This is a genomic window from Desulfofustis glycolicus DSM 9705, assembly GCF_900130015.1.
In the GTDB taxonomy this organism is placed as follows: domain Bacteria; phylum Desulfobacterota; class Desulfobulbia; order Desulfobulbales; family Desulfocapsaceae; genus Desulfofustis; species Desulfofustis glycolicus.
This window is the reverse complement of sequence record NZ_FQXS01000001.1, coordinates 147,883-173,056: the sequence shown is the minus strand read 5'-3', so window position 1 is coordinate 173,056 and position 25,174 is coordinate 147,883. Positions and strand designations below refer to the sequence as shown.

Here is a 25,174-nt window from a genome sequence, read left to right as displayed (position 1 = left end):
ATGAACAACGAAGAGCTGCTGCGGCAGATCGCCGATCATACGAGCGACCCGAGCTTCGTGCGCGGGCTGTCGGCCCTGCCCAACCCCGACGAGGTGCTGCGCAAGGCCGGACTGAGCCACCAGATTTACGACCAGGTGATGTCCGATTCGCATGTCATCGCCAAAGTAATCGACCGCCGCTCCGGCATGCTGCGCCGGGAATGGCAGGTCAAGGCCGGCGGCGAACAGAGCGCCGATGTGCGGGCCGCCGAGCTGTGCCAGCAGGCGCTGGCACAGCTCGAAGAGCATGAGGAGTATCCGCTGGAGAACAGCCTCGGCATTCTGCAGGAGGCGGCGCTGCGCGGCCACCGGGCCCTGGAGGTGGTGTGGCGTTTTGAGAGTGGGGTCTGGCTGCCGGCGTTTCTGCGCGACATCCCCAACCGGCGGCTGATCCATACCGGGGTGCAGTGGCGGCTGCAGACGCTGACCGAGCCGAGCTACGGCATGGAGCTGCCGCCCTACAAGGCGCTGGTTGCCTCCCACATGGCAAGCACCGACAACCCCTACGGCGAGGCGCTGCTGTCGCGCTGCTACTGGCCGTACCTGTTCAAGCATTCTGGCTGGAAATGGTGGGTGACGCTGGCAGAGAAGTACGGCCTGCCGTGGATTATCGCCCAGCTCGGCGGCAAGGCTGAAGAGCCTCAACGGCGCGAGCTGCTCGGCGCGCTGGTGGCGATGGTCGTCGATCCGGTAGCGGTGGTGCCGGAAGGGGCGAAGGTGGATTTTCACCTGACCGAGGGCGCCAATCCGGAGATCCACGAGCGGCTGATCCGGACCTGCAACGGTGAGATCAGCAAGGTGCTGGTCGGCCAGACGCTGTCCACCGAGATGGACGGCAGCTCCGGTTCGCGGGCGGCGGCGGAGACGCACAGCGGCCTGCGCGACGAGATCGTCGAGGCCGACGGCAAGCTGGTCGGCCGGGTGATGAACCGGCTGTTTGCCTGGATCACCGAGCTGAACCTGGGCGACAAGGCGGCGCCGCCGAAGTTTGTCTGGCTCGAGGAACAGGAGCCGCCCAAAGGCTGGGCGGCGGTGGCCAATCTGGCGATCAAAGCGATGCCCGGCCGGGTGCCGCTGCGCTGGGCCTACGACAAGTTCGGCATCGGCGAGGAGTACCGTGATGACGATGAGATGGTGGCCGCTCCGGCGGTGCGTCCGGCCGGCGGCGGTGAGACCGGCGCCGACTTTGCCCGCAGCGACGAGCCGTTTACCGCCGAGCAGCAGGCCCTGGAAGAGCTGGCCGAGCGCAGCGCCGCCACGGCGACGGGCATCCTTGCGGCCAACGAAGCCAAGCTGCTCGGTGTGGTGGAGTCGGCCGAGTCCTATGAAGAGGCGATGGAGCGCCTGCTCGAATTGTATCCGGATCTGGAAACCGAGGCCCTGGGCGATCTGCTCACCAGGACGCTGACGGCGGCATCGCTCTACGGCAGCTATACGGCCAAGCAAGAAACGGCGGAGGGCGGCGATGACCCTGACGCTTGAAGCGCTGCCGATGCAAGAGGCGATCGCCTTCTGGAAGGATAAGATCCAGCTCGGCCCGGCGGCCTTTGCCAAATTGGACAACGAGACCCGGCTCAAGGCTTTTGCCGTCTCCGGCATCGCCAAGGGTGACGAGCTGAGCAGTGTCTATCAGGCGCTGCAGCGGGCGATCGAGGACGGCATCAGCTACGGCGAGTTCAAGAAGCAGTGCGCCGAGATATTTGCCCGGCGCGGCTGGAGCGGCAAGCGGGAATGGCGGGTGCAGAACATCTTTCGCACCAACATCCAGACGGCCTACAACGCCGGCCGCTGGCAGCGGCAGAAGGAGCGGACCGGGACGTTTCCGTATCTGATGTACAACGCGGTCAACGACCGGCGCACCCGGCCCACCCACCGGGCCATGGACGGCAAGGTCTTCCCGGCCGATCATCCGTTCTGGGACACCTGGTATCCGCCGAACGGCTTTCGCTGCCGCTGCTCGACCATTTCGCTCACCGCCGGCCAGGTCAAACGGCGCGGGCTGAGCGTCGAGACCGAGGACCCGACCAACACGGCGGTGCTCATTCCCCATCCGGCGACCGGTGAACAGATCGCCATGCAGCAGCTGCTGCCTGATCCCGGCTTTAACTACCATCCCGGTAAGGCGGCCTTCGGCGGGATCGGCCGCGCCGCCAGGAAACAATTCGAACCGCTGCCCGACCTGCGCGGTCCGGACGATTTTCGCCGCCCGGCGCTGCGCAACATCCGGCCGGCGGCGATCGCTGATCTGGATGAAAGCGCCCTGCTGCCGGCCGGGCGCGGTGACGAGTTTTACCGGCAGGCGTTTATCGAGCGGTTCGGCGAGCAGAGCATCCTCACCGACGGCGCCGGCGAGCCGGTGGTGCTGTCGCTGCGCAGCTTCCTCATCGACAAGACGCCGGGGACGGAGCCGCGCTGGAAGTTCGGCAAGGCCGGACACGGCGAGTCGATCGGCCTGCTGGCGGAGATGATCGAGCGGCCGCTGGAGATCTGGTTGACCCCGCAGAAAGACGAGAAGTCCGGCGCGGTGCGGCTGGCCAAACGCTATGTGGGGCTGTGGAAGACCGAGGATAAGCAGCGGCTTGCCGGGCTGGCGGTGTTCGAAGTGGCCGACGGAGAGTTTCAGGGGGTGACGGCTTTTCTGCCGCTGAAGAGCGGGGAGCCGGATCTTGACTACGCGGAGCGGCAGCGGCGGGGTTTGCTGCTGTACCCGCGATGATCGGCCGGGCCACCGACCGACTCGTGCAGGCCTGTCTGGCAGGGTGGCCCCCCCGACCGGCACGACGGGCATGTCGCTGCGACATGATGAAAAAATAACATGCGATCAGTGAAAGCGCAAGAAACGCTCAGAACGGCCCAAATTCGCACGCACGGTAGTGCCCGCCCCGACACTCGGGCGGTGCCCGGTGCGGCCAGCAGGCGAAAAATTAAACGGGGTTTAAACATACATCCCGCTGCCGGCTGCCCGGCACCGGTACCCGGAGGGAGACGATGAGCGATTCCGGTCTCACCTACCGCCTCGAGCGGGCCGGTTTCGACCGGACCGTGCGGCTGCTGCTCCGGGAGGTGGATGACCTGCTGCCGATCGCCGGCGATTTGGGGCTGCTGCTGGAAGAATCGGTGCGCTGGAACTTCCGGGTCGGCGGCCGGCCCCAGAAATGGCCGGCGAGCAGCCGGGCCGACAGCCAGGCCGGTTACGGGCAGGCTTCCGGCCAGACCCTGATCGACACCGGCCGGCTGATGAACTCGATCACCTCCATGGGCAGCAGCGAGGCGGTCCGGGTGGGCACCAACGTGGAGTATGCCGCCGCCCATCATTTCGGGGTGGACAAGCAGATCAGCCAGCAGGTGCGGGCGCATGTGCGGCGTATCACCCAAGCGTTCGGCAAACCGATCCCGCTCACCGAGGTGCAGGTCAGCGCGCACCAGCGATCGCGGCACCTGAAACTGCCGGCCCGGCCGTTCATGATGATTCAGGACGATGACTGGGGCGATATCGAGGAGCTGGTGAGCGCCAACCTTCAACGACTGATGCAGAGGAGCTGATCATGAAAAGCGGAGCATGGACGGAGATCTTCAAGGCCGGCGACTACGGGGACAAGGGCGTCTATAGCGAGGCCGACCTGGAAGCGATGGTGAGCAACTTCAACGCCGAGGACCAGGTGCCGATCGTGGTCGGCCATCCGGCCACCGACAGTCCGGCCTGGGGCTGGATTGCCGAGGTCAAGCGGAAGGGCGGCGTGCTGCTCGGCCGGATCGGCGAGCTGCACAAGGATTTCGCCGAGGCGCTGGCGCAGAAGAAGTTCAAGAACCGGTCAGTGCGCATCGTGCGCACCGGGGCCGGGGCGAAGCTGCTGCACCTGGGTTTTCTCGGGGCGGCCCTGCCGCAGGTGGCGGGCCTCAAACAAGCGGCGCAGTTCGCCGGGGACGGCGAGTGCACCGACCATGAATTTGCGCTGCCGGCCGATGACGGGCGGCGCGACACCGATCAGGAGGAAGACGAGATGGAGAAAGACGAGAAGATCAAACAGCTGGAGGCGGATCTGGCCGCCGAGAAAGCGGCCCGCCAGGCCGACCGGGAGAGTTCCGCGAAGACCAGGGCGGCGGCGCGCAAGGACGATTTTGCCCGCTTCGTCGACAGCGAGATGGTGGCCACCGGCAAGATCGCCGTCGACCGGAAGGATGAAGTGGTGGCCTTCATGGAGTCGTTGCCGGACGGCGAGCAGGCCGATTTCAGCTTCGAGACCGACGGGACGAAACGTACCATCAGCCAGGCCGACTGGTTCAAGGGCTTTGTCCGGGCGCTGCCGGCAGCCGAGTTTACTCAGCAGTTGCCGGACTGTCCGGACCAACAGGGCCGGCACGGCCAGGACTTTGCCCGAAACGACAAGGGGCAGCTGGCCGATCTGAGCAAGCACGTTTAAGAACGGCGGGTGCCGACGACGAGCGCGCTAACCACAAACGAGGAGAAACGACATGGCACATAACGCAGTGCTGGGCAGCCAGCAGCTCACGGAAAAACAAATCATCGACCGGACCCATCCGGCGGTGGTGCTGGCCAAGGCCTTTCGCCAGGACGGTCGGGTATTGGAAGCGGGCGCCGTGGTCGCCAAGGACGCGAATAGCGAGATGGCGGCCTATGAACCGGAGCTGGCCGACGCGGCCGCCTGGGAGGCTGAAACGGTCGTCGCCGCCGGCGCCCTGGCCGTGCCAACCACCCCCAACGGTCATTACTACCGGGCCACCAGCGGCGGCACCACCGCCGCAGCGGAACCGACCTGGCCGGAGACGGCTGCGGCAAACGTTGCCGACGGCACCGTGGTCTGGCAGCAGGCCGGGCTGCTCGGCGTGGACGATTTGGCCGGCGGCGGCGTGCTGACGGAACGCATCGATACCGCCGAGGAGCAGGCCGGCGCGGTGCTGGTGCACGGCACGGCGGTGGCGGCCAACCTGAGCGTGGCCGGGGCGGCGCCGGTGGCAGCGGACATCGAGGCATTGGAAGGGATCGGCATCTACCCCCTCTGAGCCGGCGAGCGTAAACGAGAACCATACCCCTGATCATCATAGCCAAGGAGGCTGACATGCAGATCAACCTGAGATCATTTTTTTCGCCGGTGGCGGTGGCCAACCATTTGCTCGCCCTGCCGGTGCTGCAGACCTTTATCATGGACCTGATCTACCCGAACCGGCCGACGCACCCCTTCCCGGTGCTCGGCTTCGACGAGCTGACCGCGATCAACGGCAACGTGCCGGTGGTTCGCCGGGGCACGGCCGCCTATGCGCTCGGCGGCGAGGGTCAGAAGATCACCTATCTGGAGCCGCAGCCGGTGGACATTTCGTCCTTTGTCACGGCGGCGGACCTGAACAACCTGAAGCTGCTCGGGACCACCGGCACCGAACAATGGGTGCGCAACAAGGTGGACGCCCAGCGCCGGGTGGTGCGGGCCACCACCGAGGCCCTGGCCTGCCAATCGCTGACCGGCAAGATCAGCTACCCGATGAAGACCGATACCGGCCTGAAGCTCTACGAGGTGGATTTCGGCTCGGTCCTCGAGTTCACCATCGTCAAGAAGTGGGATCATGCCGACACCACTGTCGCCGACATCCTGCTCGATCTGATCAACATAGGTAATAAGATCAAGCAGACCAGCGGCTACGGGTCGACCATCCACTATCTGGCCGGACAGAAGACCTATGTGGCCGTGGCCAACAAGGTGCTGGCCCTGCCGGGCGACAGCAAGGTCGCCGCCAAGGTCACCGAGCAGGGGATCAACATCGCCGGCTTTGAAATCAAGCTGGCCCAGGGCGGCTACACCAACCTGACCAACAGCGCCTGGGTGCCGGCGGTGACCGACCACCACGTGCTGGCGGTGGCCGCCGACGCGCCGTGGCGGCTGTTCTACTGCGCCCTGGACGATCTCGACGCCAACCTGCTGCCGATGCCGTTCTACTCCAAGCCGGTGAAGAAGGATAACCCGTCCGGCTACGAGATCATCGGCATGAGCAAGCCGGTACCGGTACCGGTGGTCAAGGCGATCTGCAAAGGCGTGGCGACCGCGGCCTAAACTGAGAGGAACTCATGGCCTACGCACAGCTGACCGACCTGGTGGCCCTGCTGCCGGAAGAGACCCTGATCAAGTTGTCCAACGATCAGGCTGGAGCAGAAGCCGTTGACGATGCTACCATCGCCGCGGCGATCGACCAGGCGGGCCGGGTGATCGACGGCTATGTCGGCCTGCAACGCACGGTGCCGCTTGATCCGGTACCGGGTTTGATCCGGACCATTGCCGCCAACCTGGCCGTCTTCTTTCTCTACCGGCGGCGCAATCAGGTGCCGGAGGTGTGGGAGAAGCAGTATCAGGCGGATCTGGCGGTGCTGGTGAAGATCAGCACCGGCCAGATCGGCTTCGGGGCGACCGAGAAAACAGAGTCGCCGCCCGGCCAGACGCTCGCCGCCTCGAGCGGCAAGGTATATGGCGGGCCGGGCGGCCTGCTGGAGGGCTTTTAGATGGCGGCGGTGCTGAGCCTGGCCGAGCAGCTCGACGCGTTGATCAAGCAGATCAAGGAGCAGGTGCCGGCGCTGCGCTCGGTGGTCGGCATGGAGGATCTCGACGAGGCGATGGCCACCGATGCCCTCCTGCCGGCGGCGGTGGTGGTCTTCTCCGGGGATTACCCGGAGCGCTCGACCGGCAGCCTGCAGCAGCATATCGGCCAGAAGCTGAGCCGCTACTGGTCGGTGATCGTCATCCTGGAGCTGACCCGAACGCCTGCCGAGGCGCTCAATCTGGTTGAGCAGGTGAACGCCGCCGGGGTCGGCTGGCAGCCATGCCGGGGCGTGAAACACCTGGCGGCGGCCGGCACCCGGTTTGTGGATAAATTCGATAAAACGCGGGTCGTCTACGAGGTCCGTTTCGTGACCATGACGATCATCTAAGGAGGAGCACATGAACACACCGTTTTCATTTCTCGGCGCGGCCGACGCCTACGTCGACATTCTCAGTGATACCGGCGAAGCGACCGGCCTGGAGCTGAAAGGCGACTGCTCGGAATTCACGCCCAAGCCGGACTCGGAACGTAAGGAGCAGACGGCGCACGGACGTAGCAATTACGGCCAGGTATTGGCCAGCGTGACCCTGCCCAAACCGATGACGGCGACCATCACGTTTGCCCAGCTCGACCAGGCGTTGTTCGCCGCCGCTTTCTTCGGCACCAATAGCGTGCTGACACAGGATGCCGGCGACGTCACCGAGGCGATTGCGGTGGTGACCATCGCCGACAAGTGGGTGGATATCGGCCATTACATGATCAGCGCCGTGGTGGTCAAAGACGAAACCGACACCACGACCTATACCGTCGGCGACGACTATGAGATCAACCCGCGTCTGGGCATGATCATGGCCAAGTCTGACGGAGCCATTGCCGCCGGGGAGACGGTGCATGTGACCCTGACCAAGGCGGCGGTATCCGGCACGATCATGAAGGGGATGACCAAGGCCAACGTGCGCATCCGGGTCAAGCTGGACGGCCAGAACTTCGACGACGGCCGCAGCTTCATCTCCGAAATCTATCAGATGCGTCTGGCCCCGACCTCCAACTTCAGCCTGATCGGCGAGGACTTTGTCAACGTCACCTTCGAGGGGGCGCTGGAGACGCCGGCCGGCAAGGATCATCCGATGCAGCATATCTGGCTCAGCTAATAAGAGCCGTTAACGGGGCTTTAAATCAGGAGTAACGCCATGCGTAAATCACTGATCATCACCGTCAAGGACGTCGGCGAGGTGACCGTCAAGGAGGTCAGCCCGTTTGCGCTGTACCGGGCCTTGAACTCAGCCGACAAGGCGGGCGAAATGATCTCGCTGCTCACCGACTGCGTGGATCTGCCCGAGGGAAAGCGGTTGCAGGACTTGTGGCCGTCCGAGATCGAGCAGATCGTTGAGAGTTTTGTCGAGGTGAACAGCGCTTTTTTAGGGATCGCCGACAAGCTCGGCCTCAAAGGAATGCTCGTCGGCCTGTCGGCAATGGTCACGCAGAACTTGCCGAAGCTGTTTGCCGAGTCATACAGGCAGGTCATGGAGTCGGCGCTTGGCACTACGGCTGGAGCTGTTTCCTCACCGCCCTCAACGCCTTGAGCACGCGCGCCCGGTAACGCATGAACGCCAACGAACACCTGGAGTTGTTTCTCACCCTGAACACCGAAGCGTTCAAGAAAGCGCTCGGTGACACCGGTGCGGCCGTCGGCGCCATGTCCGGCAAGGCCGGCACGGCGCTCGGCGGCATGAGCAGCGGTGCGGAAGGGGCGGGAAAAAGCGTCAAGCGGCTGGGCGACTCCGCCGCCACCGGCGGCAAAAAGGTGGAGAAGCTGGGCGAGAAGGCGCGCAAGGCCGAGGTCGATACCTCCGTGCTGGGCCGGACAGCCGAGACGGTGACCGCCAAGCTAACCAAGTTTCTTGCCGGTTTGGCGGCTATCGGCAAACCGGTTCTGGAAGCGGCCGGGTTCGAGCGGAAGATGGCCGAGATCGGCGCGATCACCGGCGCCGCTACGGATACGCTGGATAAGATGTCCAAGCGGGCGCAGGAGTTGGGACGGCAGACCGAGTTCTCCGCCGTCCAGGCGGCCGAGGGCATGAAAATGCTGTCCATGGCCGGACTCACTGCCGAACAGTCGATCGCTGCCATCGGGCCGGCCCTTGATCTGGCCCTGGTCGGCGGTATCGAACTGGGCGCATCGGCCGATTACATCACCAATATCATGGGCGGGATGGGTCTTTCGATCGGCGATCTGTCCCGGATCACCGATGTGCTGGCCAATACCAGCACCCGGTCCAACTCCACCGTCACCGAGCTGGCCGAGGCGATGAAGTACGCCGCCCCGGCCGCGGCGGCGCTGGGCGTTCCGCTTGAGACAGCGGCGGCGGCGATGGGCGTGCTGCACGACAACGGCATCAAGGGCACCATGGCCGGCACTTCGATGCGGACCATGCTCGCCAAGCTCGCCAGTCAGACCGGCGAGGCGGAAGAGACGCTGCGGCGAATGGGGGTGCAGGTGGCCCGCAACAACGACGGCAGCGTCGATTTCGTGGCGACCATGCAGCGGCTGCGCGACGCCAATATGGGCCTGGCCGAGGCCAACAAGATCTTCGGCACCGAGGCGGGCACGGCGGCGATCGTCATGAGTCGGCAGATTGACAGCGTCGAGCGGCTCGCCAAGGCCAACGAGGATGCCGCCGGTAAAGCGCGGGAAATGGCTAAGCTGATCAACGACAACCTGACCGGTTCCTGGCTGAATTTTCAGTCGGCCGTCTCGGGGCTGGCCATCGCCCTCGGCACCCATCTGCTGCCGGTGCTTGCCGGGGTGTTGGACGGGCTGACCGGTATGCTCAACATGATCACGGATCTGGCCACCGCTTATCCGGGTATCACCAAGGTCGTGGTCCTGCTGGTCGCGGCGCTGGTGACGCTCAAGGGCGCGGCGCTGGCGGCCCGGTTGGCGATGCTGGCTATCGGCGGCGTCAAAGGTCCGCTGAAGGCGCTGTCGCCGGTGCTGAAATTGCTCGGCGTTGATATGGCTGCGTTGGCGAGCAAGGCGAACCTTCTGTCTAAAGCGAAGCTGTCCGGCTGGGCGTCGGCGGCCATGGGCCAGCTCGGCAAGCTCAAGGGCGTCCTCACTTCATCCGTCGGTAGCGTCGGGCTGCTCTCCAAGGCGTTCGGCGTGCTGGGCGCGGCCACTGCCGGCTGGGCTGTCGGGACATGGGCCAATAAAGAGTTCGCCATTGTGCAGAAGGCCGGCGTGGGCATGGCTTATTCCCTCGATCGGATCGGCCTGGCTGCCCAGAAAATGTGGGCGATCCTTACCGGTGGCGACGTGGAGGCCGTTAACCGCAAGATCGAAATCGCCAAGGACGCGCTTGACAAATCGTATGAAGAGATCGACCGCAAGGACCGGGAGCGAAAGGAAGCGAAGGACAAAGAAGAGGAAGAGACGACGGCCGATCGCGCCAAAAAGGAAGCCGAGGCGAAGCCCGAAACCGAACCCGTGACGGAAGCTCCGGTGCTCGATACCGAGGCGGCGGAGAAGAAGAAAGACCCGTTTGCCACGTACCTGACCGACAAGGAGGCAGCCCGGAAGAAACAGGAGGCCGACGACGTCTGGCGCAAAAAACAAGGCCTGCCTTCTCGGGCCGAGGAAAAAGCCGCCGCTGACCCGGAAACCAAGGCCCAGGCCGAAGCCGAGGCGGCAGAAGCAGCGCGCGAAAAAGCTCGCAAAAAAGAAGAGAGCGACCGGAAGAAGGCTGCTGCCAGTGAAAAGGCAGCCAACGACGAGGCCGAGTTGGAACGGCGCATGAAGGCCGCCGAGGAAGAAAAATACCGGCTCGCCGAGCAGAAAAAGCGTGAAGAGGAACAACGTCGCGAGAAAGAAGCGCTCGAAGATGAAGCCACGGCCCAGGAGCGGGCGGCCCGGAAGAAAAAAACCGGGCACGGTTATGCCCCGAAGGCTGATGCAGCGCAAGAACCTATTGAGAAAAAGCAGTTCGAGCCGATTGGCAAAGCCGCCGACGAGACGAGTCAGGCGGTGGAGCAAGCCGCCGAGCAGTCCGAACGGGCCTACCGGGACAGCCAGGAGGCCATGCTGGCCGACAGTACCGCCGATGCGCGGGCGGCGGCCGAGACCGACGCCTTGGATCAATCCAAGACCGGCTGGCAGACCTATGCCGATAACGTCAAGCGCATCCAGGACGACATTGCCGGCCGGGAAAAAAGCCTGGCCGACGAACTGAACCAGTTGGGCGGCCGCCATCGCTCTGAGGAACAGGGCTGGCGGGCCAAGGCCAAGGCGGCCAAGGAATATCAGAAGGCCGCCGAAGAGGCGATGAAAGCGGGCAATCTGGAAGAGGCCCAGGCGCTGGCCGATCAGGCGAAAGACGCCTATCGGGGACTGGCCGGCGGCGCCGGAAAGGTCGGCGCCGCTCAGGGTGACCGAGCCGCGTTTATGGGAGTGAAGTCAGCCGGCGAGTTGGGACTGGCGATCTCCAAGGCGCTGCAGCAGACCGCCGCCAAGAACGCCCTGCAGGCGCTGCCGGCCGACGCCGGGCTGGGCGACCTGGGGGCGACGGTGCGCGGCCGGCTGGCGGCGATCGCCGATGGGCAAGGCGGGGCCGGGGGCGGGACGACCGGAACCGGCGGTGCGGCCAAGGTGCATGAGCTGCGCTTTGCCGGCGGCAGCCTGCGCGGCGGCGAGCAGGATGTGGAGGCGCTGCTCCAGGTGTTGGCCAAGGCGGGGATGACTACGGCATGATCATGCTCGACGACATCACCCTGCCGGATGATCTGTGGTGGCAGGACGAAACGGACTGGACGCCGGTGCAGCAGGAAGAAGGGTTCTCAATCGCCGGGGCCTTGCTGCTCGATATCTCGACAAAGCTGGCCGGCCGGCCAATCACCCTGGTGGGCGACGAGGGCTGGGCCTGGACGACGCGGGCAACGGTGCTGGCCCTGCAGGCCAAGGCGGCGCATCCGGGGCTGGAAATGAGCTTGAGCCTGCGCGGCAGGACGTTCACGGTGCTGTTTCGCCACGGCGACGGCAAGCCGATCGAGGCCGAATCGCTGACTAAGATGACCCCGCCGGCTGATACCGACATCTACCTGCTGCACGCGCTGCGGCTGCTGGCAAAAGAGGAAACGACGCAAGGATGATGCTATGCCGATTGTAACCGAAGACGTCAAATTGATGGCCTCCCAGCGCCTCACCGACAACGACGACGGCGGCGGCCGGATGACCGGCATTGAGATCGTCGACGGCAACGTCAACAATCTCTTTCCCGATATCTCCCGCCTCGACCGGGTCTATGGCCGGGTCAGCCTGCGTAAGGGATTCGTGCACGTCAACACACCGGATACCGAAGTCTACTCCGGCGCCCATGTCATTTTGTCCAAACCGGCGGCGGACCCGAAGGTATCGGTCTGTCTGTTCACCACCGGCGACCCGCATGACGAGCGCACGGCGGCCCGCGACCGCCTTGAATCCTATGTGACCATCGGTCCGCGCTATCCGGGCTGGCTATGGGGCGATCAGCCGGCGGGCGCGCGGCAGCTGCTGCTGTTCCAGATCAAGGGCTCCGGCTCGCCCGGTGTCGGCGACGTCTTGGTGCTGTTCAACGACAAGGGACTGGCAGGCGAGCAGTCGCAGTTCGTCCGGATCACCAAAGTGGAGCTGACCACCGGCGAGTTCTCCACCTCCGAATACACCCAGGCGCTGAGCTTTAACCGCGAAGTGCTCAAGCTGGAGATCGGCGACCCGCTGCGTTACACCTTCAAAGGCGTCGAGGTGAGCCGCAACGACGCCCTGGCGACCACCGTCTATACCACCATGGTGTCGGATGCCGCCAAGTATTACGGGGTGATGCTGCCCACCCAGGAGATCAGCCAGGGCGCGATCTCGCTGCTGGTCGATTCGATCTATGCCCACCTGGTGCCGTCCGCCCAGGGCGAGTCGCCGATGGTCGACCTGTCGGTCGGCGAGGCCGGTCCGGTGATCGGCAGCGGGCAGCCGCAGACCATCACCGCTTCGGGTTTCACCCTGCAGACCGATGCGCAGGCGTACTTCGGCGCCGGCATCAAACCCGGCTCATTGACCATCCAGACAAGCAACGGCAGAAGTTTCGCCGACGACGGCGACGGGGTGCTCTACGAAGGCGAGGATCAGCGGGGATTGGTCGATTACTCGACCGGGACCGTCACGTTCAGGGAGCTAGCCGGCTCGACAACCGTCACCCTGACCATGATCGCCGTCGTCGGTGTTGAGGTGTTGCGGGTGCCGACCACCACCGAGCGGCTCACCGGCGTGCAGCCCGGCTATAACTATACGGCCATCCTTGATCCGCTGCCGATCCCCGGCTCGGTGTGGGTCGATTTCATGGCCCAGGGCAAATGGTATCGGGTCCGGGACAACGGTACCGGCCAGTTGGTCCCCGACATTATCGGTACCGGCAGCGGCACGGTCAACTACGCCACCGGCTCGATCATTCTCACCTGCGGGGCGCTGCCCGACGCGGAGACGCCGATCATTTTCAATTGGGCCAATCCCATCGAAACGGTGGATCTGAGCGGCGTTGTTACCATTGACGTCCCGGAGGTCGTGCACCAGCTGGCCAACGCTCCGATCGAGCCGGGCAGTGTGTCCATCTCCTGGCCGGTCGGTGTGGATACGACCGCTACCGCCGCCGATAACGGCAGCGGCGTCATCACCGGCGATGCGGCCGGGCATATCAACTACGCCACCGGTGAGCTGGTGTTTCGGCCGACCCAGCTGATCGTTTCCGGAGGCTCGTACGAGATCGATTATGAGAAGTATCCCTTTGTGGATGCAAGCCTTGCCGGCGGCTCCGGCACCGTGCCATTCACCCTACCGTCGGCGCCGATCAAACCCGGCTCGCTCAGACTGACCTTCAATTTGGCCATCGCCGGCCTGGCCCAACTGGTGACGGTGGTTGACGACGGCAGTGGCAACCTCTCCGCTCCGGAGTGGTCGGAGAAGGTATCGGCCAGCCATCCCCGATGGCCGGGTAGTACGACGGTGGCGGCAGTCACCGGGACGATCGATTACGTCACCGGCAACGGCAGTCTCAACCTGACCCTGCAGGTGAGCGAAAGCTGGTCACGGCCGTACACCGAGACAAGCTACAGCACCACTATCCCGTCAGCGTAACGAGGCAAACCGCATGGGCAGAGGATCTTTCAGGACAACGACAGCAGCGAGTTGGGGTGCTTCGCGCAACGCCGCCACGGCGTATCGGAGTTATGCCAACGCCACGACGGCCCAACCGACCGTGCAGCGGACGGCAACGACCGTCACCAGGTATCAACAAGGATCGCTCTCTCGTGAGTTGGCCGGCTCGATAACGGGCAACATCGCGGCGTCCTATGCGCTCGCCGCGTCCGCCCAGGAAACGGCAAACGAGCTGATCGCCGCCCAATCGTACCAGCTCAAGCTGCTGCAAAACGATGTCGGCTACACCATCCAGCCCGGATCGGTGTTGTTCGAGTGGGCCGGCGACCGCTACATCGACCGGCTCGGCAAACTCTACCGCAACCCGGACCCGGCCACCGGTTTGGGCGCTCTGGCCGGCCAGATGGATTATTCCACCGGGCTGATCACGCTGGATGTGCTTGACGGCGGCGACAACACTATTGAAGTGCAGTCGCTGACCGGGCGGCTCGGCAACCAGTTGGTCAACAGCGTCACCTTCCGCACGCCGGGTGCGCCGCTGCGGCCCGGATCGGTCAGTCTGATCGGGGCCACCATTGACGGCGAGACGGTGAGCGCCACCGCCGGGTTCTCCGGCACCATCGTCGGCGACTTTGTGCGCGGCGCCGTTGATTATGAAACCGGAGTGGTCTGTCTGGATTTTGGCGTCAACGTGTTTGATGACGGCAGTTATATCGAGGAGCCATGGTACCACCCGGACGATATTGACGAGGACGGCTATGTCTTCAAGCCGGTGGAGGTGTTCGCCGATTCCATCAGCTACACCTGCGTTGCCTATTCATATATCCCGCTCGATGCCGATTTGATCGGCGTCGACCCGGTTCGGCTGCCGTCCGACGGCCGGGTACCGATCGTCAAAGCCGGCGATGTGATTGTCGTGCACAACACGCAGAACGACGAGCTGCCCAACCCGCTTTCCGCCGGCCAGGAGATCATCCTGAGCAGGTCCGGTGTCGCCAGCGTCGAGCTGTACGACTCGAGCAGCCCGCCGCTGCGGGTGCCGTCCACAGCATACAGTTTCGACAAGGACGCGCAGCTGCTGACCATGGCCGATCCACTCGATCTGTCCGGGTTCACCTATCCCATCATTTGCTCGCACCGGATCGAGGATATGGCGCTCGTCTCCGGGGTGCAGATCAACGGGCAGCTGACCGTGGCCTCCGGTCTGCAAAACAGCTATCCGGTGGCCGGCACCTATGTCAGCTCAGCATTGCTGTTCGGAGATCTCCAGGCGCGGGCTTTTAACCTGTTCGACCAGAAGACCTGGAGCGGCGTTTGGTCCGACGATCTGATCGGCGACGCCACGAGCGCCAACTATAACGAGATCAACTACCCGATTGCGGTGACCAACGCCGGCGCGGTGAAAGAGCGCTGGGCGCTGGTGTTCGATGCCGAAGATCACTTCCAGGTCATTGGCGAGAAGTACGGCGTGGTCGGCGAAGGCTACATCACCAACGACTGCAACCCGATCAACCCGGCGACCAACCAACCGTTTTTCTTCATCGACTATCGCGGCTTTGGCGCCGGCTGGGCGACCGGCAACGTGCTCAGGTTTAACACCGACGGGGCCAATCCCCCGTTATGGGTCGCCCGCACCACCCTGCAAGGACCGGCCGAGGAGCCGAGTGATCAGTTTACCCTGCAGATCAGAGGAGATGCCGAATGATCCCGATCAACCCGGCGACCAACCAACCGTTTTTCTTCATCGACTAGCGCGGCTTTGGCGCCGGCTGGGCGACCGGCAACGTGCTCAGGTTTAACACCGACGGGGCCAATCCCCCGTTATGGGTCGCCCGCACCACCCTGCAAGGACCGGCCAAGGAGCCGAGCGATCAATTCACCATACAAATAGAGGAGATGCTGAATAATGGCTGTCTTCAAAAAATTTCAATGCACCGACGGCAATGCTCCGGTTCTTAGTGGCACCAGGGGGGCGCTGATAAGTCTGCTTAGGGCGTGCCTGATCGACGGATATGGCGATGTAGCGCCAGTCCAAGGGTGGACCCTTGAGTTCATCAACGCCACCGAAGACATAGCTGTGTTTAGGAATGATCCTGTTGACGGGACGGGGGCGTTTCTGCGCATAGATGAGGCCACGCCAGATGCCAAAAGTTATATCGCGAAAGGCTATGAGATAATGACCGATATAGACAATGGATCAGGCTTATTTTACGAAGCCGGAGCATCCACCTACCAAAACAAAAGCAATTTTAGTAACGCCGATTCGAGGCAGTGGCATCTTTTCGCAAACAACAAAATGCTACACCTTTTTATTCTCCCCGCAGCAGGGATTGACGTAATTCCGAATATGTCTTTGTCAACCGATTTTAGGATTTATTCGTTTGGCGACTTCGCCTCCTACAGGGCAGAGCCGTTCCCGGCGTTTTCTTGCACGTCATATCCTTATTCAGCATACACCTACGGTCTTTTGCCCACAAATTACAATTATTCCAATGCGCAGACGCCCAGGAATTATTCACTTGAGGCCAATACGCCTCAGCTCATTTACTCGGTGATAGCGGGTCCAATAAATTTGAAATGGCACGAATTGCAAAAGAACGCAGTGCCATACAATGGCAATTTATTGCTTTGTCCAGTGTGGTTTTTTGATGCCAGCCCTACCTATGAAAAGCTCAGAGGGCGCGTTGAAGGCGTATATATCCCTTGTCATCATCCTGAATCGCTTTCATGGCAGCAGGTCATTCAAGACGGACAAAAGTCTTACATGCTCTTTCCTTTCTCTTTTCGCACCACTTACAACCAGATAAATTTCGCCTTTGAGTTTGAAGAGTAACAGACATGTCAATAATTCCAATGATGTTGCAGATAGGAGAGCGTTCACCAATAGCTCACCGGCATAAACTGGCTGGCACGGTGACCGTCGATGGACTGCCGGCAAGACGGACTATAGTTGCTTTTGACAGAAGGAATCTTGATTATGCTGGCAGCACAATCAGCGACGCAGAAACCGGTAAGTGGGACATCACAAACTTGAATGAATTTCCTGAGCGCACCTTGCTTGTCGTCGCTTTTGACACCACCGGCTACTACAACGCCGAAGTGGCCGATTATATCACCCAGGTGGCAACTGTTGAGTCATGACCTATGAGCCTGTCGCCGGCGATTCGATACTGCTTGCCCTCAGCGGCCTATGGATGCCGCCGCTGGGAGACGAGATTGTGCTGGGCGGCGCTCCGGAAGAGCCTGAGCCGCGCACTCTGTCGCCCGACACGGCTATTCCGTGGGACGAGATGGCGCGGCTTAACCGGCTCTTGGGAGCCGGCTGGCAGCGACGGCGTTTTGTCGCCAGGTCATTCTCTCCGATCTACCGCGACCTGCCGGCCAAAGAACGGCGCCTGGATAGCGTCTGGGAGCGGATTGGCGGCAAGGACTGCACAGCCGGATCAAGCTGGCGGAAAGCCCAGCGCACGCTCAACTATGAAGGGCGTTACGGCTGGCGACGGGTGGTGCGCAAAGATCACGGCGCGAGGCAGCTATGGGATGACACTGATCACCGTCCCGATCGTGTCAAACCGATTTATTACGCCTACCCGCCGCCCATGGACCGGCGCTACCGGTTGGCCTGGGAAGACGATACGATCAACGACATCATCAAGGGCGCCCCGTGGATCGGCAGACTGCCCGTCAAGGATATCGATCACCGGACGACCTGGGGGCCGAAATTCTATTACGAGATCTGCTGGCGGCATTATGAGCCTCCGGACGGCGACCAGATCAGACACGACATCCACCTGTCCATCACCCAGGTTGGCGATCGGGACCATATCGATCTCTATTTCGACCAATACACGTATGACCGGCGCTGCGTCTGGCGAGAGCCGTCCGGCTGGCGCGACGCCTATTTTTATCGACCGCCCAAGACAGCGCCCTGGGCGCTGGCGGCAAAGGTCTATGTCATGATCCATACCGCTTATCTGACCAGGGTGGCCGACGGCGCGCCCATCGACACCACCAGCCTGACGCTCTCCACCGATTGGGATTCGGTGTGCTGGAGCCTGCGCGCCGCCATCGGCAGCGATGCGCATCTGGCGCTGCTGGAGCCGACCGTGGCCGGCCCGATTGCGGTGGATGCCGAGATCAACGGTCACACCTGGCGACTGCAGGTGGATCGGACCACTGCCAGCCGGGCCTTTACCGGGAAAAGTCGATCGATCGAGGGGCGTTCGGTGTCGGCTCAGCTCGGCGCACCGGCGGCCGAGATCAGGACCTATACCGAGAATCAGCAGCGTACCGCCGTGCAGCTGATGGAGCAAGAGCTGCAGGGCACCGGCTGGAGCATCGACATGGACGCCACCGACTGGTTGGTGCCGGCTGGGGCGCTCAGCTACCGAGACCAGACGCCGCTGGCGGTGATCAAGAGTATTGCCGATGCGGCCGGGGCCATGGTGCAAAGCCACATGAGCGATCAGGTACTGCTGATCCAGCCGCGCTACCAGACGCCGCCCTGGGACTGGCCGACGGCGACGGCGGCGATCGTCATTCCCGCCGAGATGATCGACAAGCTCGACAGCGAGTGGGATGAGCGGCCGTTCTTCAATGCGGTGTTTCTCTCCGGCTCAATCTCGGCGCGGGTGATCCGTCAGGGCAGCGCCGGCGACCTGATCGCTCCGATGGTCACCGATCCGTTGATCACGGCGGTTGAAGCAGCCCGCCAGCGCGGTATTGCCGTGCTGGCTGCCTCCGGGCGGTGGCAGAAGTACCGCCTTGAGCTGCCGGTGTTCGCCCCGCCGCTGCTGCCCGGCGTACTGCTGCCCGGCACGCTGATCCAGGTGGATGACGGAGTGATTTCCTGGAAGGGCCTGGTGACGGCGGTCTCGGTCACCGCCAATTGGGGCAAAAACGGGCTCAAGGTCCGGCAGACCATCGACGTGGAGCGCTATCGTGGCAACTAACCTGTGGGCGAAATTCAAGCGGCTGTTGCCGGACAGTCCGCTGATCATCGTCACCGTCGCATCGGTCGAGCCCGCGACCGGCACGAGCATGGTGACCACGGCGGGCGGCGGCGCCATGCGGGTGTTCGGGACCGGCGTGGCGGCGGGCAGCAAAGCGTACGTGCGGGACAATACCATCATCGAGGCGGCCCCGAACCTGACTCATTATGAAATTGAGGTGTGAGATGGAAAAGACCTTACGTCTGGCTATCGCAGCGGTCGCCGTGCTGTTTGTCTTGACCGGTGTGCTGTTGGTGGCCGTCAATGCGCAGGCGGCGAGCTATGAGGTGACGTTCATGTATACGGCCGATCCGGAAGCGCCGCCGGACGGGTTCGCGCTGTATCGGCGGCGCGGTGATGAACGGTTAACAGTGCTCGACGATATCGGTCCGACGCAGCGCTCGTTTGTGGTTGAGCTGCCGGACCCCGATGCGTTGCACTGCGATACGTATTTCATGGCGGCCTTTTTCGGTGGTGGCCACAACGGGCCGTACAGTCGTGCTTATCCGCTCTGCCCGCAGTTCCCGCTGCCGGCGGGCGATGAGGTGCGGATCAGCGGTTCGGCTGTGTTTGATTTGATCATGAGGCGCGTGGACGCGCCGGGAGGTGAATGATGAACTGGATGAATTGGAAGATGCTTCTCGAGACAAGGTTCCGTGGTGTTCTGATGGTGCTGTTGCTTCTGATAGTGGCCTTTGTCCTCGTCGGCTGCGGCGGCAAGGTGACGTATCTCTATGACGACAAGGACCAGCCGGACCGGGTTACCGGAATGATCAAGGAAGGCAGCTTTTTCGAGTCGGAGAACCTGGTTGCCCATTACGACGCCGTCCAGCACCAGGCTGACGCCTTGATCGGACTGCATAAAAGCAACGAATACAAGACCGACACCGAAAAGGTAATGGGCGGCATCATCACCGCCATGCTTGTCGAAAAAGTTTCGTTGATGCCGACTCCGCGCATCATGGCCGATGTCTTCAACAACAACCTGACTGGCTGGCTCTCCCTCGGTTTGCAAGCCTACCAGGCGATCGACGGCGACCTCGGAAAGCGCAGTGGTTCGCCGAACATTGAGAACCGGGATGGCATCGTCATCTACGATTCGATATTCGACTATGGGGACGGCTCGAACCAGCAGACCTATTGGGGCGACTACCAGAAGCTCGATCTGACCGTCTCCGGTGAGGGCACCAACGGCAGCGTCGATGCCTCACGCCCGTATACCTACGATTACAACTGGACGCGCACCGAGACGCGCACCGACTCGCCGTCGAAGAGCGATTCAAGTCTGTTCTGACAAGGAGGGGAAGATGCAGTTAAAGACATCCTTTCTGTCCGGCGAATTCTGGCTGTTTGCCTTGATTGCACTGGGCATGATGTATCTCGAACATAAAGGGATCTCGGCGGCCGATGTCAAAGCCCATGGCGAGGTACTGGTGGTCAAGATGCAGGATTACGTAACTTCCGTCGGGCCGCTGGTGTTGGCGGTGGCGTTTGGCATCAAACGGACGATCCTGAAGATCCAGAAGATGAAAGCGGAGATGGCCATCCAGATCGAACAGATCCGATCGGCCCTTCGCGAGTGAGCTGATGGAAACCAAGGCGCTCAACGTTGAAGGGATTGAGCTGGTTATGCCGGTTTTCCTGGTCCAGTGGTGGCCACACCAGCTGCCGCTGGACCGGTTTCCGTCCTTTTGCGGGGCCGGCGGCGGTCTCGGCGATGCGCTGGTGCCGGAAAACTGCTATGGGCTGCCTCTGTCGCCGGCCTGCTTTGTCCACGATATCAGCTGGCGGGTGGTCGAGGCCACCTGGGCGGGATTTCATCAAGGCAATTCGATGTTCCTGCACAACAACCTGGCCATCATCAATGCCCGGTCCAGGTTTCCGCTCAAACAGCTGCGGGCCTACCGGGCGGTGACCTACTTCAACGCGGTGGATACCATCGGAGCAAAATATTTCTGGGACGATAAGTGGCAGTTCGGCACCTACGAAGATCCGCTGGAAGACCCGATCGTACTGGAGAAGCTGGCGCGGGTCGGCGTTGAACCGCTGCGCCGGGCGGCGTGACAGCGTTCTATTTTATATAGGTGAGACGATGACCAGATTGAGTACGCATTTTAACCGGCAAGAATTCACCTGCCGTTGCGGTTGCGGCTTTGATACCGTTGACGCCGAATTGCTCACCGTGCTGCAGTGGTTGCGGTGGGAAACAGGCAAGCCGGTCCGGATCAGCTCCGGCTGCCGGTGCGAGAAGTACAACATCCGTGTCAAAGGTGCGAAACGATCAAAACATTTGACTGGCCGGGCTGCGGATATCGTTGTCGATGAGTATCAGCCGGCTGAGATCTTCCACCTGATTGACACCAACTTCCCCGATCGGCTCGGGCTGATCGAGTACGGTGCGTTCGTCCACATCGACACGAGAGAAGGCAAATACCGCGACAAGCGATAGGAGGTCAGGACAGGGGGATGCTAGAACATCCCCGAACCGGCCGAGCGTGCGCAAACACGAACGGCGGTCCACAGGGTTCACCTGCCATAGTCCTGGTGCGTGGTGGCACGGGACAATTTCTAGCAGGTCTCCCTGCAAATTGAAAGGTTATTTATGGGAGCCTTAATACCGTACTTCGGAGGCAAAACCAGGCTGGCAAAACAAATCATCGACCGATTCCCGGAGCACACCTGCTATGTGGAGGTGTTCGCCGGCGGGGCTTCGGTCTTTTTCAGCAAGGAGCCGTCACCGGCTGAGGTGCTCAACGATCTGGACAAGGAGTTGATCACCCTGTACAGGGCGGTGAAACATCACCCGGAAGAATTATATCGGCAGTTCAAATTCTCGCTGGTGGCCCGGACCGAGTTCAATCGAGAAACGCAGGTCAACCCCGACACGTTGACCGACATCCAGCGGGCAGCGCGCTATCTCTATCTGCAAAAGATGGCCTTCGGTGGGCATATCACCGGGCGGACGTATGGCACGGCGACGACCGGCAAACCGCGACTGAACCTGCTGACCTTGCAGACTTCCCTGGAGCAGGCCTGGCAACGGTTGGCGAACGTCAATATCGAGTGTATGGATTTTCGGGATCTGATCAAACGATACGATCGGCCGCATACTCTGTTTTACCTGGACCCGCCGTATTGGGATCTACCCGGCTACAACCATAATTTTGAGGAACAGGACTTCAAGGACCTGGCTGAGCTGCTTGTCGGCATCAAGGGGAGGTTCCTGATGTCGTTCAACGACACACCTGAAATTCGTGAGCTGTTCGGGCAGTTTCAGATCGACGAGGTGAAACTGAAATATTCGCTCACCAGGTCGACGGCTGGAAGGAGCAAAACTCGCACCGAATTGCTGATCTCAAACGGCTAAAAACGAGTTTTTAAACGGGTGGAGAGTGAGGTGCAAGACCGGCTGAGATGGAGCTGGCTGTGGTGGCAAAAACTCCCGCTTTGAGTTGCCAACCTCGAAAAAGAAATTTCTTAGATTATTTGCTAAAAATTCTGAGATCACGTGCCGCGCTACAGCACCGAAAAGCTCACTTAAAATTCACCAGAAAGTTCACCCAAAAGTTCACCAAAAACCGACAAGGCGTCGGGTAAGTGTCGGAAAAACGTCGGTTAAGGATCTCGAAGCTTGTCGGGAGAAAAGCGCCATCACTTTTTGCCGAATTCCGCTTCAATCCGTCAGTTGATAAACGCTCACTCCCAGCGCTTCGGCCAGTTTTTCAAGAGTGGCGCTGCGCGGGTTGTCGCTGTTCTCCATCTGTGAGAGGGCGGGCTGGCTCACTCCGGCCCTAGCGGCAAGCTCCTTCTGGCTGATGCTCAAGTACTTACGCCAGGCTTTCACCAGATTCCAGCCGTTCTTGATGGCCAAACCGACAACTTCGTGAGGAATTGTCGCTTCGCCGGCGCCGCCCTGACCGGTTAGGACCAGGTAGTCCGCATAGGGGATGACGGCAAAGGCCGGGACGCCGTTCTGTTTGATGATCTGAACCTTATCTGTATGTGCGCTCATTTCGCCTTTTAGCCTCTTCTATAGTGATGATTTCAAGCCGGCTGGAGAAAATCACTCTCCATTTTTTCACTCGTAAACGGTAGAGGCTATCCGAATTCACGATAAATTTAATGTCGTCGTAATCGGGAAATAGAGCCAGTTTGCCGACAGCTTCATAGATATCGGTAAGGTCTTGTTTTTTGTTGATTTTTTGAAGTTGCCGGAGGGCTTTATTTTTCCATTCGATCTGCTTCATGCTTATATTTTTAACTTATAATATAAGTATTCACAAGTGAAAGGATAGGGCTATGGAAAATCTTTTGCTGGCGGCCAAATGGTGGATTAGGCCGGATATGGCGTGGACGGAATCCGGCGGAGACGGCAATCACAAAAGATTGGCGGACACCTGCGGTGCGTATGCAGATGCGCCCGCAGCGGGTGCAATGAATGCCGCCCATGGTCAGCCTGATTTCCGAGGAACCGCTGGCACGGTTAACCGGTTTTTGGTGGTTCGAAATTTTTGCCTTGCAGCAAACTCGAGCTTTAGGGAGTGACCGGGTTGCCGGCTACCGTAGAATTTTCAGGTTGGTTTGCAAGCAATGGCTACTGTGATTACTAAAGTGAACAGTCTTATTTCTGACGCGGCACCTCTATACCTGGAAGGGATTGATTCATGACAGTACCATTCATCGCAGTGTTATTCGGTCTAGCACTCCTGGTCTGGAGTGCCGGCCGTTTTGTGGAGGGATCCGCTTCCACCGCTCGTCACTTTGGCATGCCGCCGCTCTTGATCGGCATGGTGATTGTCGGTTTCGGTACCTCGGCACCGGAGATGGTGGTTTCAGCATTGGCTGCTTCGCAGGGTAATCCGGGTATCGCCCTTGGTAACGCTTACGGTTCGAACATTGCCAACATCGGCCTGATCCTGGGACTCACGGCGCTTATCAGTCCCATCGCCGTGCACTCGCAGGTACTGCGTAAGGAGCTGCCCATTCTCACGCTGGTGACAGTTCTGGCGGCATGGCAGATCTGGGATGGTAACGTTACCCGGATTGATGCCGGGGTACTGTTTGCCGTGTTTGGCGGGTTGATGGCCTGGACAATCCGGCAGGGGATGCAGAAACAGCCCGATTCCCTCGGTGACGAAATGGCACGGGAGCTGGCTGTCCGAGCCATGCCGGTGAGGCGGGCAATTTTCTGGCTGGTGGTGGGGTTGGTGCTGTTGATTGTCAGTTCACGTATCCTGGTTTGGGGAGCGGTTGAGATCGCACATGGATTCGGGGTCAGCGATCTGATCATCGGCTTGACGATCATCGCCGTCGGCACTTCTTTGCCTGAACTGGCCTCGTCGGTTATCGCCACCCGTAAAGGAGAGCACGACATTGCGTTGGGTAACGTTCTCGGCTCGAATCTGTTCAACACCATGGCGGTTGTCGGAATCGCCGGAATGATCCACCCGATGGCCGTCGAACCGGAGGTTTTTAACCGGGACATGCTGTTTATGGCCGCGCTCACCGTATCTCTGTTCGCGATCGGTTATGGGGTTCGGGGCCCGGGGCGAATCAATCGTACCGAGGGCTCTTTGCTGCTGGTCAGCTGGGTGGGGTACACGGCTTACCTGATCAGCACGGTTCTCGGTTGACCGATAAAACACTGATCCATGCCCCTTTTCAGCCAATAACAAAGAGAAACAAGCTGATCCCGGTATGACCAGCGGTGGATTGCATAACTAACAATCAATGCTTAGTGTTTTGCCAGAAATGTCGTTTGTTATTGAAATAAAACCATAAATTATGGAGGTATTTGCGATGAAAGTGTTAATTGTATACTACTCTACCTATGGACATGTCCACCAAATGGCCGAGGCAATGGCAGAAGGTGTTCGGCAAGTCGATGGCGCCGAAGCCGTTATGCGCAGGGTGCCGGAAACCCTTCCCTCTGAAGTTCTTGAAAAAATGGGGGCTCAAGAGGCCCAAAAGACTTTTTCTCACATACCGATTTGCACTGTTGAGGAATTGGCTGAAGCCGATGCCGTGATTTTCGGTACGCCCACCCGGTTCGGCAACATGTGTGGCCAGATGCGTCAGTTTCTGGATGCCACAGGGCAGCTTTGGGCCCAGGGCAAGCTGGTGGGTAAGGTGGGCAGTGTTTTCACCAGTACTGCAACGCAGCACGGCGGGCAAGAGTCGACAATCCTCTCCTTTCATATCTCGCTATTGCATCAAGGATTTGTGATCGTGGGGCTGCCTTATACGTTTCAGGGGCAAACACGTATTGATGAGATTACCGGCTGTTCTCCCTATGGTGCATCGACTATTGCCGGCGGGTCAGGTGAACGACTGCCCAGTGAGAATGAACTGGAGGGCGCACGTTTTCAAGGCAGGCATGTTGCCGAGATCACCTCAAAATTGAGCGCGTGACGGTTTTTCCGAC

General features: G+C 61.1%; 29 protein-coding genes. 27 read left to right on the top strand and 2 right to left on the bottom strand.

The genetic code is table 11. The features are described from left to right. The 24 genes from BUC26_RS00815 to BUC26_RS00700 all read left to right on the top strand — a co-directional run bounded on the left by BUC26_RS00815 (position 1) and on the right by BUC26_RS00700 (position 22,117). Positions 1 to 1,521 (top strand): DUF935 domain-containing protein, encoded by a 1,521-nt coding sequence (locus BUC26_RS00815; RefSeq protein ID WP_073372931.1) that lies wholly within the window; start codon positions 1 to 3, stop codon positions 1,519 to 1,521. Continuing rightward, positions 1,505 to 2,755 carry a phage minor head protein gene (locus tag BUC26_RS00810; protein ID WP_073372930.1) on the top strand — a complete coding sequence of 417 codons (1,251 nt, stop codon included), beginning with the start codon at positions 1,505 to 1,507 and terminating at the stop codon, positions 2,753 to 2,755. Before BUC26_RS00815 ends, BUC26_RS00810 begins: the two co-directional genes overlap by 17 nt. A 272-nt stretch (positions 2,756 to 3,027) precedes the next feature. Beyond that, the gene (locus BUC26_RS00805; RefSeq protein WP_073372929.1) at positions 3,028 to 3,582 is read left to right on the top strand and encodes a phage virion morphogenesis family protein; all 555 of its coding nucleotides are present in this window, start codon (positions 3,028 to 3,030) and stop codon (positions 3,580 to 3,582) included. Between the two features lie 2 nt (positions 3,583 to 3,584). Then, a complete protein-coding gene (locus BUC26_RS00800) occupies positions 3,585 to 4,460 on the top strand; it encodes a hypothetical protein (RefSeq protein ID WP_073372928.1) in 876 nt (291 codons plus the stop codon). A 52-nt stretch (positions 4,461 to 4,512) separates the two neighbouring features. Then, positions 4,513 to 5,061: a hypothetical protein gene (locus tag BUC26_RS00795; RefSeq protein ID WP_073372927.1), complete on the top strand. Its 549-nt coding sequence runs from the start codon at positions 4,513 to 4,515 to the stop codon at positions 5,059 to 5,061. Positions 5,062 to 5,117: 56 nt separating this feature from the next. Then, positions 5,118 to 6,101 (top strand): major capsid protein, encoded by a 984-nt coding sequence (locus BUC26_RS00790; protein ID WP_073372926.1) that lies wholly within the window; start codon positions 5,118 to 5,120, stop codon positions 6,099 to 6,101. A gap of 14 nt (positions 6,102 to 6,115) precedes the next feature. Continuing rightward, positions 6,116 to 6,544 (top strand): gp436 family protein, encoded by a 429-nt coding sequence (locus tag BUC26_RS00785; RefSeq protein WP_073372925.1) that lies wholly within the window; start codon positions 6,116 to 6,118, stop codon positions 6,542 to 6,544. Beyond that, entirely contained in the window at positions 6,545 to 6,970 is a 426-nt protein-coding gene (locus BUC26_RS00780; RefSeq protein ID WP_073372924.1) for a phage tail terminator protein, read from the top strand. 10 nt (positions 6,971 to 6,980) lie between these two features. Then, positions 6,981 to 7,733 carry a phage tail tube protein gene (locus BUC26_RS00775; RefSeq protein ID WP_073372923.1) on the top strand — a complete coding sequence of 251 codons (753 nt, stop codon included), beginning with the start codon at positions 6,981 to 6,983 and terminating at the stop codon, positions 7,731 to 7,733. A 39-nt stretch (positions 7,734 to 7,772) separates the two neighbouring features. Then, positions 7,773 to 8,165 (top strand): hypothetical protein, encoded by a 393-nt coding sequence (locus BUC26_RS00770; protein WP_073372922.1) that lies wholly within the window; start codon positions 7,773 to 7,775, stop codon positions 8,163 to 8,165. 20 nt (positions 8,166 to 8,185) lie between these two features. Further along, entirely contained in the window at positions 8,186 to 11,329 is a 3,144-nt protein-coding gene (locus BUC26_RS00765; protein WP_073372921.1) for a phage tail tape measure protein, read from the top strand. Beyond that, positions 11,326 to 11,727: a hypothetical protein gene (locus BUC26_RS00760; RefSeq protein ID WP_073372920.1), complete on the top strand. Its 402-nt coding sequence runs from the start codon at positions 11,326 to 11,328 to the stop codon at positions 11,725 to 11,727. Before BUC26_RS00765 ends, BUC26_RS00760 begins: the two co-directional genes overlap by 4 nt. Before the next feature lie 4 nt (positions 11,728 to 11,731). Next, complete coding sequence (locus tag BUC26_RS00755) at positions 11,732 to 13,738, top strand: hypothetical protein (RefSeq protein WP_073372919.1); 2,007 nt, start codon at positions 11,732 to 11,734, stop codon at positions 13,736 to 13,738. Positions 13,739 to 13,751: 13 nt separating this feature from the next. Next, positions 13,752 to 15,464, top strand: a complete 1,713-nt coding sequence (locus BUC26_RS00750; RefSeq protein WP_143165869.1) for a hypothetical protein — start codon at positions 13,752 to 13,754, stop codon at positions 15,462 to 15,464. Between the two features lie 201 nt (positions 15,465 to 15,665). Beyond that, the gene (locus BUC26_RS00745) at positions 15,666 to 16,592 is read left to right on the top strand and encodes a hypothetical protein (protein WP_073372917.1); all 927 of its coding nucleotides are present in this window, start codon (positions 15,666 to 15,668) and stop codon (positions 16,590 to 16,592) included. A 5-nt stretch (positions 16,593 to 16,597) separates the two neighbouring features. Then, complete coding sequence (locus tag BUC26_RS00740; protein WP_073372916.1) at positions 16,598 to 16,900, top strand: hypothetical protein; 303 nt, start codon at positions 16,598 to 16,600, stop codon at positions 16,898 to 16,900. Then, positions 16,897 to 18,711, top strand: a complete 1,815-nt coding sequence (locus tag BUC26_RS00735; protein WP_073372915.1) for a hypothetical protein — start codon at positions 16,897 to 16,899, stop codon at positions 18,709 to 18,711. Before BUC26_RS00740 ends, BUC26_RS00735 begins: the two co-directional genes overlap by 4 nt. Next, positions 18,701 to 18,934, top strand: coding sequence for a hypothetical protein (locus BUC26_RS00730; RefSeq protein ID WP_073372914.1), 234 nt, complete (start codon positions 18,701 to 18,703; stop codon positions 18,932 to 18,934). The genes BUC26_RS00735 and BUC26_RS00730 overlap by 11 nt, the downstream gene beginning before the upstream one ends. 1 nt (position 18,935) lies before the next feature. Continuing rightward, the gene (locus BUC26_RS00725; protein ID WP_073372913.1) at positions 18,936 to 19,364 is read left to right on the top strand and encodes a hypothetical protein; all 429 of its coding nucleotides are present in this window, start codon (positions 18,936 to 18,938) and stop codon (positions 19,362 to 19,364) included. Further along, complete coding sequence (locus tag BUC26_RS00720) at positions 19,361 to 20,044, top strand: hypothetical protein (RefSeq protein WP_143165868.1); 684 nt, start codon at positions 19,361 to 19,363, stop codon at positions 20,042 to 20,044. The genes BUC26_RS00725 and BUC26_RS00720 overlap by 4 nt, the downstream gene beginning before the upstream one ends. Before the next feature lie 13 nt (positions 20,045 to 20,057). After that, complete coding sequence (locus tag BUC26_RS00715; RefSeq protein WP_073372911.1) at positions 20,058 to 20,333, top strand: hypothetical protein; 276 nt, start codon at positions 20,058 to 20,060, stop codon at positions 20,331 to 20,333. Between the two features lie 4 nt (positions 20,334 to 20,337). Then, complete coding sequence (locus BUC26_RS00710; protein WP_073372910.1) at positions 20,338 to 20,814, top strand: hypothetical protein; 477 nt, start codon at positions 20,338 to 20,340, stop codon at positions 20,812 to 20,814. 28 nt (positions 20,815 to 20,842) lie between these two features. Then, complete coding sequence (locus BUC26_RS00705; protein ID WP_073372909.1) at positions 20,843 to 21,199, top strand: D-Ala-D-Ala carboxypeptidase family metallohydrolase; 357 nt, start codon at positions 20,843 to 20,845, stop codon at positions 21,197 to 21,199. A gap of 153 nt (positions 21,200 to 21,352) precedes the next feature. Beyond that, the gene (locus BUC26_RS00700) at positions 21,353 to 22,117 is read left to right on the top strand and encodes a DNA adenine methylase (RefSeq protein WP_073372908.1); all 765 of its coding nucleotides are present in this window, start codon (positions 21,353 to 21,355) and stop codon (positions 22,115 to 22,117) included. 306 nt (positions 22,118 to 22,423) lie between these two features. Here the strand turns inward: BUC26_RS00700 and BUC26_RS00695 are convergent, their stop codons facing one another. After that, entirely contained in the window at positions 22,424 to 22,762 is a 339-nt protein-coding gene (locus BUC26_RS00695) for a helix-turn-helix domain-containing protein (RefSeq protein WP_073372907.1), read from the bottom strand. Further along, entirely contained in the window at positions 22,743 to 22,997 is a 255-nt protein-coding gene (locus BUC26_RS00690; RefSeq protein ID WP_073372906.1) for a type II toxin-antitoxin system RelE family toxin, read from the bottom strand. Before BUC26_RS00690 ends, BUC26_RS00695 begins: the two co-directional genes overlap by 20 nt. A gap of 52 nt (positions 22,998 to 23,049) precedes the next feature. On the opposite strand from BUC26_RS00690, the gene BUC26_RS00685 reads away from it, so the two are divergent. The 3 genes from BUC26_RS00685 (at position 23,050) to wrbA (ending at position 25,161) form a co-directional block, all read left to right on the top strand. After that, on the top strand, positions 23,050 to 23,295 hold the full coding sequence (locus BUC26_RS00685; protein ID WP_073372905.1) for a hypothetical protein: 246 nt from the start codon (positions 23,050 to 23,052) through the stop codon (positions 23,293 to 23,295). Positions 23,296 to 23,414: 119 nt separating this feature from the next. Next, positions 23,415 to 24,383 carry a calcium/sodium antiporter gene (locus BUC26_RS00680; protein WP_073372904.1) on the top strand — a complete coding sequence of 323 codons (969 nt, stop codon included), beginning with the start codon at positions 23,415 to 23,417 and terminating at the stop codon, positions 24,381 to 24,383. 166 nt (positions 24,384 to 24,549) lie between these two features. After that, positions 24,550 to 25,161 (top strand): NAD(P)H:quinone oxidoreductase, encoded by a 612-nt coding sequence (gene wrbA, locus BUC26_RS00675; protein ID WP_073372903.1) that lies wholly within the window; start codon positions 24,550 to 24,552, stop codon positions 25,159 to 25,161. The last annotated feature ends 13 nt before the right edge of the window (positions 25,162 to 25,174 follow it).